This is a genomic window from Mesorhizobium sp. W050 (assembly GCF_054719535.1).
Genome location: NZ_JBTTIH010000001.1, coordinates 3,155,349 through 3,169,589 on the forward strand (window position 1 = coordinate 3,155,349; position 14,241 = coordinate 3,169,589).

The 14,241-nt window shown below is 62.0% G+C and carries 12 protein-coding genes; 6 read left to right on the top strand and 6 right to left on the bottom strand.

All coding sequences use genetic code 11. From position 1 onward, the window contains the following. Positions 1-81 precede the first annotated feature (81 nt). From ACYG9Y_RS15285 to ACYG9Y_RS15300, 4 genes are all read left to right on the top strand, one after another. The gene (locus ACYG9Y_RS15285; RefSeq protein ID WP_023727884.1) at positions 82-1,068 is read left to right on the top strand and encodes a glycosyltransferase family 10 domain-containing protein; all 987 of its coding nucleotides are present in this window, start codon (positions 82-84) and stop codon (positions 1,066-1,068) included. 577 nt (positions 1,069-1,645) lie between these two features. Continuing rightward, a complete protein-coding gene (fumC, locus tag ACYG9Y_RS15290; protein ID WP_023712733.1) occupies positions 1,646-3,043 on the top strand; it encodes a class II fumarate hydratase in 1,398 nt (465 codons plus the stop codon). Positions 3,044-3,297: 254 nt separating this feature from the next. Continuing rightward, positions 3,298-3,720, top strand: a complete 423-nt coding sequence (locus ACYG9Y_RS15295) for a DoxX family protein (protein ID WP_023739199.1) — start codon at positions 3,298-3,300, stop codon at positions 3,718-3,720. 138 nt (positions 3,721-3,858) lie between these two features. Beyond that, on the top strand, positions 3,859-4,266 hold the full coding sequence (locus tag ACYG9Y_RS15300; protein ID WP_023712732.1) for a DoxX family protein: 408 nt from the start codon (positions 3,859-3,861) through the stop codon (positions 4,264-4,266). Positions 4,267-4,527: 261 nt separating this feature from the next. On the opposite strand, the gene ppx is transcribed toward ACYG9Y_RS15300, so the two are convergent. Further along, positions 4,528-6,060, bottom strand: a complete 1,533-nt coding sequence (ppx, locus tag ACYG9Y_RS15305; protein WP_023697723.1) for an exopolyphosphatase — start codon at positions 6,058-6,060, stop codon at positions 4,528-4,530. Further along, complete coding sequence (locus ACYG9Y_RS15310; RefSeq protein ID WP_460223135.1) at positions 6,060-8,252, bottom strand: RNA degradosome polyphosphate kinase; 2,193 nt, start codon at positions 8,250-8,252, stop codon at positions 6,060-6,062. Before ACYG9Y_RS15310 ends, ppx begins: the two co-directional genes overlap by 1 nt. 233 nt (positions 8,253-8,485) lie before the next feature. On the opposite strand from ACYG9Y_RS15310, the gene ACYG9Y_RS15315 reads away from it, so the two are divergent. Together ACYG9Y_RS15315 and ACYG9Y_RS15320 are read left to right on the top strand one after the other, a co-directional pair. Next, positions 8,486-8,731 carry a zinc-finger domain-containing protein gene (locus ACYG9Y_RS15315; RefSeq protein ID WP_023705697.1) on the top strand — a complete coding sequence of 82 codons (246 nt, stop codon included), beginning with the start codon at positions 8,486-8,488 and terminating at the stop codon, positions 8,729-8,731. Positions 8,732-8,750: 19 nt separating this feature from the next. Beyond that, positions 8,751-9,989: an FAD-dependent monooxygenase gene (locus ACYG9Y_RS15320; protein WP_023739198.1), complete on the top strand. Its 1,239-nt coding sequence runs from the start codon at positions 8,751-8,753 to the stop codon at positions 9,987-9,989. A 223-nt stretch (positions 9,990-10,212) separates the two neighbouring features. Here ACYG9Y_RS15320 and ACYG9Y_RS15325 read toward each other — a convergent pair whose 3' ends face one another. From ACYG9Y_RS15325 to ACYG9Y_RS15340, 4 genes are all read right to left on the bottom strand, one after another. After that, positions 10,213-10,878 (bottom strand): TIGR02117 family protein, encoded by a 666-nt coding sequence (locus tag ACYG9Y_RS15325; protein WP_023739197.1) that lies wholly within the window; start codon positions 10,876-10,878, stop codon positions 10,213-10,215. A 116-nt stretch (positions 10,879-10,994) separates the two neighbouring features. Further along, positions 10,995-11,798: an amino acid ABC transporter ATP-binding protein gene (locus ACYG9Y_RS15330; protein ID WP_023671483.1), complete on the bottom strand. Its 804-nt coding sequence runs from the start codon at positions 11,796-11,798 to the stop codon at positions 10,995-10,997. A gap of 84 nt (positions 11,799-11,882) precedes the next feature. Beyond that, positions 11,883-13,040 (bottom strand): amino acid ABC transporter permease, encoded by a 1,158-nt coding sequence (locus ACYG9Y_RS15335; RefSeq protein ID WP_023739196.1) that lies wholly within the window; start codon positions 13,038-13,040, stop codon positions 11,883-11,885. A gap of 4 nt (positions 13,041-13,044) precedes the next feature. Then, positions 13,045-14,232, bottom strand: coding sequence for an amino acid ABC transporter permease (locus ACYG9Y_RS15340; protein WP_023671481.1), 1,188 nt, complete (start codon positions 14,230-14,232; stop codon positions 13,045-13,047). Positions 14,233-14,241: the final 9 nt, after the last annotated feature.

The window sequence follows — 14,241 nt, forward strand, 5'->3', positions numbered from 1 at the left end:
CGAACAAGCGGAGCACTTGACCAAACTTCCGATACCGCGTCTGTCTGCAGATTGAGCAATGCTTCAGACATTCGTGGTGCCATGCCGTCTATCGATCCACTGATCCTCTTCTACACAACGTTCTTCAGCAAACCCGTCGATATCGCGTCGATACAGTGCGAAATGCCCGGGCGGTGGACACTGGACAAACGACGGATTTCCGAGGCCGCGGCAGTCGTCTTCCATATTCCGAACTTTCGCGAAGTTGGCGATGCCTACAAATACCCTGGTCAATATTGGGTCGCCTGGTCGATGGAATGCGGCCAAAACTACAAGCGACTTGCCGACCCCAAATTCATGCGGCACTTCGATATCATCATGACGCATGAATCCCGGTCCGATGTCTGGGTACCCTACCTTCCGCGTGCGGTGTGGTGGAAAGATGCGCTGGCCAGACCAATCGTGCCGAAAACGGAAGAAGCGCCGGTCGCACTCTTCCAGTCGGCCGGCCTGAATTATAGCGGCCGTGTCGATTTGGCGAACGAACTGGCGCGCCACATCAAGATCGATTCTTATGGCCGATATCGCCACAACCGATCGGTCTCTGGCCCCGATCTGGGCTCGAAGACCAAGATCGAAACCATTGCGCGGCACAAATTCTGCCTGGCCATGGAGAACTCGATCGAGGCCGACTATGTCACCGAGAAAATCTATGACGCGTTCATGGCGGGCACGGTGCCGATCTACCTTGGCGCTCCCAATGTGGACGAGTTCGTTCCGGAGCACTCCTTTATTGACGCCAGTGCCTTCGCCAGCGCCAGCGATCTTGCAGCCTATCTCCAGCACCTGATCGCAACGCCGCAAGACTACGAGGCTTATTTCGACTGGCGCTCAAAGCCATTGCCCGACAATCTCGTCAAACGGGTGCAATCATTGGAAACACCCGCGTTCTGCAGACTGATGAGCGTCGTGCGCCAGCGTCTGGAGGCGCGGACAAGCACGCCTTCCGGACGGCGAACACTTCCGTTCGGCTATAGATCCTATCTCAGGACAAAGCTGCGCCGTTGGAGGAAAAAGGTTCCGAGCTGACGGTCCGCGATCAGGCGCGCTTTCAGCAAAATACGGAGGACAAAGAGCGTCACTTGCGACGTCGAGACGGCTTCGACCTTGCCGCCATGCATCTTGGAAAACTCCGAGGCCATGTGGAGGCGCTCCCAGGGTGGACTTGAAATTCTCGGCTTCGCGATCCGAAGCTCGATCCGGATGCGATGCCGGATTTTGGACGGAAACTGAACAGAAGGACAAGTGCATAAGCTACCTCATCGCTGCTGTTGCCAGTGAGACGCCGGCACGGATGGTAGTTTGTGTGGCAGCGTCGCTCGTAGGTAGACGTGAATTGCGCATTGCTGATCCTGGGGGAAGTTTGCGTAGAGCAATCCGCCAGCTCGACATGATCTCATCGAGCTAAATCCGCAAGTTTCCGTCCACTTTATGGGATCAAGCCGCACTGAGGAGCAATTTCCTTCACACGAAAGTGGAGGGTGCAGGATTCCGAAGGGCGGCGCTACTGCTTCAACCGATTTACTGCCTGCCGGCCGCAATCTCTGCTTGAAGGCCATTGTGCAACGCGATACGCCGTTGCCGAATTCGATCGTCGGAGAGACAAGTGACCGCTGCCAGGACCAGAACCGAAACCGACACGTTCGGCCCCATCGAGGTTGCCGCCGACCGTTACTGGGGCGCGCAGGCGCAGCGTTCCCTCGGCAATTTCAGGATAGGCTGGGAAAAGCAGCCGGCCTCGATCGTGCGTGCGCTCGGCATCGTCAAGCGAGCGGCGGCGGAAGCCAATATGGAGTTGAAGCGGCTCGATCCGGCAGTCGGCAAGGCGATCATCGAGGCGGCGCAAGAGGTGATCGACGGCAAGCTGAACGATCATTTCCCGCTGGTCGTCTGGCAGACCGGCTCGGGCACGCAGTCCAACATGAACGCCAACGAGGTGATCTCCAACCGGGCCATCGAACTTCTGGGCGGCGTCATGGGCTCGAAGAAGCCGGTGCACCCTAACGACCACGTCAATATGAGCCAGTCGTCGAACGACACCTACCCGACAGCCATGCACATCGCGTGCGCCGAGCGCATCGTGCACGATCTGCTGCCGGCGCTGAAGCATCTGCACGCTGCGCTCGAGGTCAAGACGAAGGCCTTCGCCCACATCATCAAGATCGGCCGCACCCATACGCAGGACGCGACACCCCTCACGCTGGGCCAGGAATTTTCCGGCTACGCCGCGCAGGTGGCCTCTTCGATCAAGCGCATCGAGATGACGCTGCCCGGCCTGCAGGAACTGGCGCAGGGCGGCACCGCCGTCGGCACCGGCCTCAACGCGCCGGTCGGCTTTGCGGAAAAGGTGGCGGCGCGCATCGCCGACATTACCGGCATTGCCTTCGTCACCGCGCCGAACAAGTTCGAGGCGCTCGCCGCGCACGATTCCATGGTGTTCTCGCATGGCGCCATCAACGCGGCGGCCGCCGCCCTCTTCAAGATCGCCAACGACATCCGCTTCCTCGGCTCCGGCCCGCGCTCGGGCCTCGGCGAACTGTCGCTGCCGGAAAACGAGCCGGGTTCCTCGATCATGCCGGGCAAGGTCAACCCGACCCAATGCGAGGCTCTGACGCAGGTCTGCGTGCAGGTGTTCGGCAACAACGCCTCGCTGACCTTCGCCGGCAGCCAGGGCCATTTCGAGCTCAACGTCTACAACCCGCTGATGGCCTACAACTTCCTGCAGTCGGTGCAGTTGTTGGCCGACGCCTCGATCTCCTTCACCGACAATTGCGTCGTCGGCATCGAGGCTCGCGAAGACAACATCAAAGCCGCGCTCGACCGCTCGCTGATGCTGGTGACCGCGCTGGCGCCGACGATCGGGTACGACAATGCCGCCAAGATCGCCAAGACCGCGCACAAGAAGGGCACCACCTTGCGCGAGGAAGCACTGGCCACTGGGCTGGTCAGCGAGGCAGACTACGACCGGCTGGTGCGGCCGGAGGACATGACGCATCCGGGTTAAGCCATTCCAGGGAAAGTGCCTTGCGTTTCCTCGGGAAGCGCGCAGCCCTCTTCTTGGGGATTGCGTCAACTAGAAATCCGAATTTGTGGCGGGACAATTTGCTCCCGCCGCTGCTGGCCGCGACAAGAATTTTGCGTCGGTCGAACGATCCCGAAATGTACGTCCTGTGAACAATGTGTCGCCGGACTGGCGGCTTTGGTGAACAGTCGGCTTGGTCTATCTGACGGGACATCAACCCTTTTCGGAGAGCCACCATGTCCATCAACACTTCCGCTGCCGGCGCCGGCATCGCGTCCAACAGTTCCACCACCATCCTGCTCGGCCGCATCCTGCTCGCCGCCATCTTCCTGCTTTCCGGCTTCGGCAAGCTCACCGCCATTTCGGGCACCGCCGGCTATTTCGGCGCCATGGGCCTGCCGGTGCCGACCGTAACGGCCATTGTCGTCGGCCTGATCGAATTGCTCGGCGGCCTTGCCGTGATCGTTGGCTTTCAGACCCGCATCGCCGCCTGGGTGCTCGCGGTCTTCACCATCGCCTCGGCCTTTGTCGCCCATACCGGCTGGGCCGACCAGAACCAGATGATCCATTTCCTGAAGAACGTCGCCATCACCGGCGGTTTCCTGCTGCTGGCTTCCTCGGGCCCTGGCGCCTACTCGATCGATGCCAAGCGCGGCTGAGCTTTCCCTTCCCAAGCCTGAAAAAAGCGGCGTGGAATTTTCCACGCCGCTTTTTCGTTGTCTGCCCAAGCGCACGCTCGTCCCATCCCTGCTAGGATCGGTCTCGAAACAGCCGGCGGACAGACAACGGAGATCACCATGCCCCGCGATGCATTGCTTCTGATTTCCCGGCTGCTGCTCGCCGCCCTGCTCGTTCCCTCCGGCTACCACGCGCTCGCCGACATTGCCGGGACGACCGGCTATTTCGCCGGCCTCGGCATGCCATTGCCGACGCTTGCCGCCTGGGGCACCGGGCTGTTCGAGTTGATTGCCGGTCTCTTGATACTGGTCGGCTTTCAGACGCCGGTCGTTGCGATACTTCTTGCCGCTTTCTGCATCGTTGCGGGCTCCATCGGCCACTACGGCCAGGGCGGCGATGACCCGATGCTCACCTTCCTGCACCAGCAGATGCTGATGAAGGATATTGCTATCGCCGGTGGATTCCTGGCGCTAGCCATGGCCGGCGCCGGGGCCTGGTCGATCGACGGGCGCCGCGCCGCGGTCTGATATCGTCAAATATCGTCCCGGTTGAACCATCGATGCCCGAGGCAGGTCGACCCCCACTCCGTCTCGGCTTCGCCGAGCCACCTCTCCCCCGATCGACGGGGTAGAGGAAGGGCGCGAGCCTATTGCCGCCAACGCTTTCCAACGAGGCTCCCTTCCTTTCCCTCCGGAGGGGAAGGTGGCGCTGCGAAGCAGCGACGGACTGAGGAAGCCGGTCCTCGAACGCGAGTTCGACGACGACATGGTTTTGCTGTCAGGCCGCGCCTACTTCACCGACACGCTCTGCCCACCCTCGACCGCCAGCACCAGCCGGCGGTTGGTGATCCGCGCCAGTTGCGCCAGCCGTCCGGCCGGGCGTTCGCCGTAAAGATCGGAAAGTGAGGCCGGCAGCACCAGCGCCAACGTGCCATTGCCGCGGTTTTCCCATTTCAGCCGCGGCATGACGCCGGGCATGGCTGCAGTCAGCAGATAGACGACGCGCAGCACCGCCGCCAGGATGCGGGCGCGCTCGAGATAGCGCGGCGTCGCCAGGCCGCGGATTTCCGGCGCCGCATCGTTGAACACGCCTTCGTGGCGGAACAGGCCGACCAGCGCCAGGAAGGCACGGCCGGGGTGATCGACGCCAATGAAGGAGGCGTGGGCAATGATGTTGAGCGACTGCTTGCCGCGATATTCCGGGTGTGCGCGCCAGCCTATATCGGCCAGCAGACAGGCAGCGTGGCGATAGCGCGCCTCATCCTCCGTCTCGTCGATGCCGAAGGCGGCAAAGGTCTTGTCCGTCCATTCGACAAGCTCATGCGCATGGGTGACCGAGCGCGACCGCAGCCGCGCCAGTTCCTCCGAAGCGGAGACCAGCGGATCGGCCTTCTGCTCGGCAGGGTCGAGCAGCGAATAGAGAAACCCTTCGCGCACGCCCAATGCCGAGACGATGATCTTCGACGGCTGCATCGCCGCCATGATCTCCTGCAGCACGACCGCGCCATAGGGCAGCAGCGAACGGCGGTTCTTCGACACACCTTCGATGCCCTTGACCTTCTCGATCTCGCCTTTCGCCACCTGCTTCAGGAAATTGGCGGCGCTTTCGACACCGATCTCATAGTGGTGCATGACGCCAAGCGGGTAGTTGGTCATTTCCATGTGCAGCCGGGCAAGGTTTCGCCAGGTGCCGCCAACGGCGTAAAAGGGCCGTCCCAGCCCGCCCTTCAACAATTTGGCGCGCGCCAGTTCGTCGCGGGTGATCTTTGCCGCCTGGGCGAGCGAATTCCTGGCCATGTCCTGCAGCCGCAGGCCACCCAGCGGCAGCGTGATGCCGTCGCCGATCGCCTCGCCATTGATGTCGATAAGCTCCAGGCTGCCGCCGCCAAGATCGCCGGCAATGCCATTGGCGGGGTGGAAGCCCGAAATGACGCCAAGCGCTGAATAATGCGCCTCCTGCCGGCCAGTGAGCACGCGGATCTCGGTCTTGAGCACATCCTGGGCGCGGTGGATGAAGTCGGGTCCGTTGATCGCTTCGCGGGCCGCGGCCGTTGCCAGCACAAACATGTGCTCCGCACCCGCCTGGTCGGAGAGCGCGCGGAAACGGCGGAACTCCTCCATCGAGCGCGTCACCGCCTCGGGATCGAGCTTGCCGGTCGAAACGATGCCGCGGCCGAGACCGGCCAGCATCTTTTCGTTAAACAGCAAGGTAGGCGAGCGCGCCAGCCCTTCATAGACGACAAGGCGGATCGAGTTCGAGCCGATGTCGATGATGGACAGCGGCCGGCGATCCTGCAGCCGGCCTTGGGACGTTGAAATCATCAGCCGGTGTTCTTCTTGCGACGCTTGAACTGCGCGATGCGCTTGGGCGCATGCGACTTCAGCGCGTCACCCCGTCCCGACAGGCTCGGATTGGTCATGAAATATTCCTGCGCGTTGAACGGTTCCTCACCCTCCTCCAGCACGACGCGCCGGGAGGTTCCGTCAGCCAATACGTCGAAACTTTGCTGGTTGTCCATGATGTTGCCCAGCATGATCTGGCCAAGGATCTGTTCATGCACCGTCGGATTAGTGATCGGCACCATAGTCTCGACGCGGCGGTCGAGATTGCGTGGCATCAAGTCGGCCGAGGCGATGTAGACGATCGCCTCGTCCGACGGCAGGCCATGGCCGTTGCCGAAGCAGTAGATGCGGCTGTGTTCGAGGAAGCGGCCGACGATCGACTTGACCCTGATGTTTTCCGACAGGCCGGGCACCTGCGGCCGCAGGCAGCAGATGCCCCGCACGACGAGATCGATCTCGACGCCGGCACGGCTGGCGTCATAGAGCGCGTCGATGATGTTGGGATCGACGAGCGCGTTCATCTTCATCCAGATGCGCGCCGGACGGCCAGCCAGCGCGTAGGCGACCTCGTCGGCAATGTGCTTGAGGATACGGCTGCGCAGCGTAAACGGCGAGATGGCGATCCGCATCTCATCGGTCGGCTCGGCGTAGCCGGTGATGAAGTTGAACAGCTGGGCGACATCGCGCGCGATCGTCGGATCGGTGGTGAAGAAGGACAGGTCGGTGTAGATGCGCGCGGTCACCGGATGGTAGTTGCCGGTGCCGAGATGTACATAGTTGCGCAGCTTGCCGTCCTCACGCCGCACCACGAGCGACATTTTCGCATGGGTTTTCAGTTCGAGGAAGCCGAACACGACCTGGACGCCGGCGCGTTCGAGGTCGCGCGCCCAGCGGATGTTGGCTTCCTCGTCGAAGCGCGCCTTGAGCTCGACCAGGGCGGTCACCGACTTGCCGGCCTCGGCCGCGTCGACCAAGGCGCGCACGATCGGGCTGTCGTTGGAGGTGCGGTAGAGCGTCTGCTTGATTGCCACCACCTCCGGGTCGGCCATTGCCTGGCGCAGGAACTGGACCACCACGTCGAAGGATTCATAGGGGTGGTGGACGACGATGTCCTTCTCGCGGATGGCCGCGAAACAATCGCCGCCATGCTCGCGGATGCGCTCGGGAAAGCGTGGATTGTAGGGGGTGAACTTCAGGTCGTCGCGTGGCACGGCGACGATCTCGGAAATCTGGCTGAGCGCCAGCGGGCCGGTCAGAACGCTGATGCGGCTCGAAGAGACGCCAAGCTCGCCGGCGACGAACTCGCGCAATTCGCCGGGCATCGACTTGTCGAATTCGATGCGGATGACCGAACCGCGGCGGCGCCGCTTCAGCGCCGTCTCGAACAGGCGCACGAGATCTTCCGACTCTTCCTCGACCTCGATATCGCTGTCCCGGATGATGCGGAAGGTGCCGGAACCCTTGACCTCATAGCCGGGGAACAGCTTGCCGATATAGAGGCCGACAGCCTCCTCCAGTGGAATGAAGCGAACGTGCTGCTTGCGGTCGGGCAGACGGATGAAGCGCTTCAGCGCCACCGGCAGGCGCAGAAGCGCGCTCATCTCCTCGCCATTCTTGCGATGGCGCAATTGCAGCGCCATCGAGAAGCCGAGATTGGGAATGAACGGAAACGGATGCGCCGGGTCGATCGACAGTGGAGTCAGCACCGGGAAAACCTGGTCCTGGAAATGGTCTTCCAGCCAGACTTTCTCATCCTTGGTCAGTGCATCGCGGGTGATGCTCTCAATGCCTTCCTTGTTGAGCAGCAGCATCAGCGCCGAAAGGCTGTTCTGCTGGTCCTCCTGCAGCCGCTCGACTTCGCGCAGCAATTGTTCCAGCTGCTGCTCCGGCGTGCGGCCGTCGGGGCTCTTGAGCGCAATGCCTTCGCGCACCTGGCCGGCAAGGCCGGCAACGCGGACCATGAAGAATTCATCGAGATTGGCGGCCGAAATCGACAGGAAACGGACGCGTTCGAGCAGCGGATGGTGCTCGTTCTGCAATTCCTCGAGCACACGCCGGTTGAACTGCAGCCAGGAGAACTCACGGTTGACGAACCGATCGGGGTTGCCGCCCTCGGGGCTCGCCACCTCGACATTGATGAATTCGCTCTGCACCGGCTTCAGTTCGTTCATGGTTCCTGCTCTTCCCCGCCAACCGTCCCTTGGAGCGCCGCTGGACGTGCCATGCCTCTAACACGCTTTTGTGACGCATGGCCCTTCGGCGAAAACCATTCCGATTTCAGGGACATGCACTTAACCGGCTCACCGTATCCTCTGACAGGCTTTTGCGACAGTTTCATTTCATCGATCTTGCAAACAGGCCTGTTATGTTCCAGATGCTTTTCGACGAGATCAAGGAGACGACGATGGCAGGCGGTTCCATTCCCCATTTCCAGAACGATGCGGGCCATCCGGCAATCGACATCGGCGTCAAGGAATTCATGTGCACCGGCGCCAACCCGCCCTTCGACCACCCGCATGTGTTCCTCGACATGGGCGACGACAATGAAAAGGTCTGCCCCTATTGCTCGACGCTCTACCGCTATTCGGCGAAGCTGAGGGCGACGGAAACGCTGCCGGCCGGTTGCCTTTATATCGACCAGGCCGCCTGATCCTTCCGCGACAAGCCCGATGGAAGACATCAGGTCCCGGCAGGTCATAATCGCCGGGGCCGGCATCGCCGGGCTGACCGCTGCCCTTGCCTTCGCCGGACGGGGTTATCCGGTAAAGCTGATCGAACAGGCACAGCACCTAGAAGCGGCCGGCGCCGGCATCCAGCTTTCGCCCAACGCAACACGCATTCTTGGAAAACTCGGCGTGCTCGACCGACTGCTGCCCGCAGCGTTGCGGCCGGAAGCGGTCGTGCTCAAGGACGCCGGGACGCTGCGCGAACTGGCGCGGGTACCGCTTGGGCAAGCCGCCGAAGCGCGCTGGCAGGCGCCTTATCTCGTCGCTCACCGCGCCGATCTGCAGGCAGCGCTGCTGGCGCAAATGGCCGAACGGCCGGAGATTGAGCTCATCACCGGCGCCCGCGTGACCGGCATCGTCAAAGACGCGCAATATGTCGCCGTGACCGCCGAAGTGGACGGCCGCGAGATCGAGGCACGCGGCAAACTGCTGGTCGGCGCCGACGGCGTCTGGTCGGCAGTCAGGGCGCAACTCGCAGGCGAGGACTTCGTCAAAAGCCGTTTTTCGGGCGAACTCGCCTGGCGAGTCACGATCGCGGCCGAGAGCGCCGCCGGCGAAGCCTTTGTCGCGATCGGCGCCGCCGACTGCGTCACCACGTTCCTGCATCCAGGCTTCCACATGGTCGCCTATCCCGTCAGCAAAGGCCGGGCCTTCAATCTCGCCGCCTTCACCAAGGGCGAGCGCATGGCGGAAGGTTGGTCAGGCCATGCCGATCCCGCGATCCTCACGGCTGCCCTGCGCGGCACCGCGCCGGGCCTGACGAAGCTTGTGGCACTGGCCGGCCCATGGACGGCCTTTCCGATCCACACCGTCGAACAGAAGCGGTGGACGAGCCCGCAGGGCATCGCGCTGATCGGCGACGCCGCGCACGCGATGACGCCGTTTGCCGCGCAGGGCGCGGCAATGGCGATCGAGGATGCCATCACGCTTGCCGACGCTATCGCCGATTTCCCTGGCGATCTGCCCAGAAGTTTTCAAATCTGGGAAAATCTTCGGCGGCCGCGTGTCGCCAAGGCCGCGCGTCGTGGGGCCGTAAACCGCCTCGCCTGGCATGCTGCCGGCCCGGTGGCGATCGCCCGCAATCTGTTCCTGGCCATGCGCTCGCCCGACAAGCTCGCCGCCGACCTCGACTGGCTCTATGGGTGGCGAGCGGACGCTCGGCAGTCTAGATCGTCGACTTAGCGATCCTTCCCACCCCCCTCTGTCCTGCCGGACATCTCCCCCGCAAGGGGGGAGATTGGATGTCGCCGTCGCCTTCGCCAAAATCGCCGGCGTTGCAGCAGGAGCGCCGCGGGCAAAACGGCTGATCTCCCCCCTTGCGGGGGCGATGGCCGGCAGGCCAGAGGGGGGTGCTGTCCCGCTGACTTCAAAAGATCCAACACTGTCGCGGTGCGATGAAGGACTGCTAGTTATAAAACCGCATCGACAAGCCCAGCGAGGCCGGCAGCGGGTTCCACCAGCCGGTGCGCAGGCCGGCGGTGCGCAGGCCGGCGGCTGTCCAGGTGTTACAGCCGACAAGCGCGTTGAAATGGCCGTTCGCCTCGAAGAAGCGGTCGAAGCTGGAATAGGCGGCGTTCTCGATGACGACCGGACCATGCGGCCCTTGCTGGAAACTCGCGTCGATATAGTCGAGCAGCGCTGCAAAACGTTCCTCATCGATGTCGAAACCGGTGACAGCAGGGTGCGGCTCGGCGATGGCCCCGGCGATATCGACATGCATGACCGAGGCGTCCAGTGTCAGCGCCTTGAGGACGGGCACTGTCTTCAGCTGCGACCAGCTCGGCGTCTCCAGATAGAAGGCCCGGCCGCCCCAGCCAAAGACGATGTAGCGCACTTCCGGGGCGTCGACAGGGATGCCGGCAGCGACCAGGAAATGGAAGCGCCGGCGCACCTCGTCATCGACGGGAATGGCGATGTCGGTGTGGATCGGATTCTCCAGCACCAGAATATGGCGCGTGCCCTCACCCGCCGCTGACGCCGGCCACAGTGGGCGCGGCACCAAAGTGCCGAGCGTGGCAGCGAGCGCGACCACGATAATCAGCATGGCCAGGAAACGCAGGCCTTTTCTCATACGGCGGCGGCCTTGTGTTTCCCTGGCGTTTCAATGGAGAAGATTAACCCCGACCCCAGGTAGCAAAAGAGCCCGGCCGCATTACGGCCGGGCTCTTTTGGTTCGCATGAAAATGCTCAGTGCAGGATCTGCGACAGAAACAGCTTCGTGCGCTCGTGGCGCGGATGGTCGAAGAACTCGGCCGGCGTGTTCTGTTCGACGATCTGGCCCTGATCCATGAAGATCACCCGGTTGGCGACCTTGCGAGCAAAGCCCATTTCGTGAGTGACGCACAGCATGGTCATGCCTTCCTCGGCCAGGCCCACCATCGTCTCCAGCACTTCCTTGATCATTTCGGGATCGAGCGCCGAGGTCGGCTCATCGAACAGCATGATGCGCGGGTTCATGCACAGCGAACGCGCTATCGCCACGCGCTGCTGCTGGCCGCCCGACAGCTGGCCCGGATATTTGTTGGCCTGTTCGGGGATCTTGACGCGCTTGAGGAAGTGCATGGCGATTTCCTCGGCCTGCTTCTTCGGCGTCTTGCGCACCCAGATCGGCGCCAGCGTGCAGTTCTCCAGGATGGTCAGATGCGGAAACAGGTTGAAGTGCTGGAACACCATGCCGACCTCGCGGCGCACCTCGTCGATCTTCTTGAGATCGTTGGTGAGTTCCTTGCCGTCGACGATGATCTTGCCCTTCTGGTGCTCTTCCAGCCGGTTGATGCAGCGGATCATGGTCGACTTGCCCGAGCCCGAAGGACCGCAGATGACGATGCGCTCGCCGCGCATCACCTTGAGGTTGATGTCCTTCAGCACATGGAACTCGCCATACCATTTGTGCATGCCGATGATGTCGATTGCGACATCGGTGGTCGAAATGTGCATCTTCTTGGCATCGACCTTGATCTCTTCGGCGCTGACGGCGTTTTCTATGACCATGGCAGGTTCCCCTTTTTGTTCTGTCTTTTAGCTATGATGCATGTCGTTGTCCCAAAACCGCTAAACACTTTTGGGCGACATGCATCAACGTTTGTGGCCGGTGTCGAGCCGGCGTTCCGTGTACATCGAATACCGCGACATGCCGAAGCAGAACAGCCAGAAGACGAAGGCTGCAAAGATGAGACCGGATCTCGCGGTCTGTGGGGTCGCCCAATTGGCGTCCGAGAAGTTCTGCTTGACGACGCCAAGCAGGTCAAACATCGAGATGATGATGACGAGGCTTGTGTCCTTGAACATACCGATGAAGGTATTGACGATGCCGGGGATGACCAGCTTCAGTGCCTGCGGCAGCACGATCAGCACCATCTTCTGCCAGTAGCCCAGGCCAAGCGAATCAGCCCCCTCATACTGACCCTTGGGGATCGCCTGCAGGCCGCCGCGCACCACTTCGGCCATGTAGGCGGCGGCAAACAGCGAGACGCCGATCAGCGCCCTGAGATATTTGTCGAACGAAACACCGGCGGGCAGAAACAGCGGCAGCATGACGCTGGCAAAGAACAGAACGGTGATCAGCGGGATGCCGCGAACGAACTCGATGAAGACCACGCACAGTGTCTTGACGATCGGCATCTTGGAGCGCCGGCCGAGCGCCAGCACGATGCCCATCGGCAGCGACACGGCAATGCCGACAAAGGACAGGCTCAGTGTAACCAGCAGCCCGCCCCATAGCTGGGTCTCCACATGCGGCAGGCCGACGATGCCGCCGACCAGCAGCACGAACGCGATGATCGGCAGTGCCAGGAATAGAAGAATGGCGTTCAACCCCTTGCGCGGCACGCGTGGCATCAGCAACGGCACCAGCAGCGCCACGAACAGGACGGCGACCAGGATCGGCCGCCAGCGCTCTTCCAGGGGATAGCGGCCAAGCATCAACTGGCCGAACTTCGCGTTGACGAAGGCCCAGCAGGCGCCTGACCAGCCGTCCGGCTGGATTCCGCCTTGCGCCACCGTGGCGCATACAGTCCGGTCCGGCCCCGTCCACTGGGCGTTGATGAAGGCCCAGTTGACGATGGGCGGCACGATCATCACCACCAGCGCAATAGCCACTACAGTCAGGATGACGTCGCCCACCGAACCGATCAGGTTCTTGCGAACCCAGGCCAAAGGCCCCCGCACGCCGGCCGGGGCTTGTTGAGCGAGTGCCATTTCGGTCCGCACCCAGGAGGTATCATGTTCCTGCATGGTCTTACCTCTCCACCAGCGCCATCCTCGCGTTGACCACATTCATCACCGCCGACGTCACCAGGCTGATGATGAGATAGACGACCATCATGATCAGCACACCCTCGACCGCTTGACCGGTCTGATTCAGCACTGTGCCCGCGATCGCCGTCAGGTCGGGATAACCGATGGCGATGGCCAGCGACGAGTTCTTGGTCAGGTTGAGATACTGGCTGGTCAGCGGCGGGATGACAATCCGCATGGCTTGGGGAACGACGACAAGCCGCAGGATAGATCCCGGCCGCAGCCCCAGGGCGCCAGCCGCTTCGGTCTGACCCTTGCTGACGCCGAGAATGCCGGCGCGCACGATCTCGGCGATGAAGGAGGCCGTGTAACAGGACAGCGCCAAATAGAGAGACAGGAACTCCGGCCCGATCTGAAAGCCTCCGGTCAGGTTGAAGGTCGATTGTTTTGGAAAGTCGAAGCTCAAGGGAAAGCCGCTCAGCGCATAGGCCAGGAGCGGAAGGCCGACGATCAGCGCCGCCGAAGTCCAGAATACGGGAAACTGCTGGCCCGTTGCCATTTGCCGCTGGCGTGCCGTGCGCGCGACAAAAAAAGCCATGGCGATGCCGACAAGCAAGGCGACAAACATCAGCCAGGAGCCGTCGCCCCAGATAGCGCGCGGAAAATAGAAACCGCGTTGGTTGAGGAAAGAGCCGAACGGCAAATTGAAACTGTCGCGAGGCGCCGGCAGTACCGCGAGCACGCCTGAATACCAGAAGAAGATCACCAGCAGCGGCGGGATGTTGCGGAACACCTCGACATAGACCGTGCAAATCTTGCGAACCAGCCAGTTGCGCGATAACCGGCCGACGCCGACAATGAAGCCAATGATGGTCGCGGTGATAATGCCGGCAACGGCGACGATAATGGTGTTGATAAGCCCGACGACAATGGCCTGGCCATAGGTCGAATCGGAATCATAAGCGATGGGCCTGACTGGAATGTCAAAGCCTGCTCGGTTGTTCAGAAAGCCAAAACCGGAAGTAATATGCAGGCGCTGCAGGTTGACGATGACGTTGTGGACGATCCACCAGACGCCCGCCACCAGCAAGATGACAACCACCGCCTGGAAGAAAAACCCGCGGACTTTCGGATCGTTGATGAAGGAACCGCGGCTCGGCTCCTCGCGAAGAACTTCCTGCGATGCCATTGCTCATCC

Coding starts and splice junctions, on each gene's coding strand:
- ACYG9Y_RS15285 (WP_023727884.1), top strand. CDS start 82: ATGCCGTCTATCGATCCACTGATCCTCTTCTACACAACGTTCTTCAGC.
- ACYG9Y_RS15295 (WP_023739199.1), top strand. CDS start 3,298: ATGTCCATCAACACTTCCGCTGCCGGCGCCGGCATCGCGTCCAACAGT.
- ACYG9Y_RS15300 (WP_023712732.1), top strand. CDS start 3,859: ATGCCCCGCGATGCATTGCTTCTGATTTCCCGGCTGCTGCTCGCCGCC.
- ppx (WP_023697723.1), bottom strand. CDS start 6,060: ATGATTTCAACGTCCCAAGGCCGGCTGCAGGATCGCCGGCCGCTGTCC.
- ACYG9Y_RS15310 (WP_460223135.1), bottom strand. CDS start 8,252: ATGAACGAACTGAAGCCGGTGCAGAGCGAATTCATCAATGTCGAGGTG.
- ACYG9Y_RS15315 (WP_023705697.1), top strand. CDS start 8,486: ATGGCAGGCGGTTCCATTCCCCATTTCCAGAACGATGCGGGCCATCCG.
- ACYG9Y_RS15320 (WP_023739198.1), top strand. CDS start 8,751: ATGGAAGACATCAGGTCCCGGCAGGTCATAATCGCCGGGGCCGGCATC.
- ACYG9Y_RS15325 (WP_023739197.1), bottom strand. CDS start 10,878: ATGAGAAAAGGCCTGCGTTTCCTGGCCATGCTGATTATCGTGGTCGCG.
- ACYG9Y_RS15330 (WP_023671483.1), bottom strand. CDS start 11,798: ATGGTCATAGAAAACGCCGTCAGCGCCGAAGAGATCAAGGTCGATGCC.
- ACYG9Y_RS15335 (WP_023739196.1), bottom strand. CDS start 13,040: ATGCAGGAACATGATACCTCCTGGGTGCGGACCGAAATGGCACTCGCT.
- ACYG9Y_RS15340 (WP_023671481.1), bottom strand. CDS start 14,232: ATGGCATCGCAGGAAGTTCTTCGCGAGGAGCCGAGCCGCGGTTCCTTC.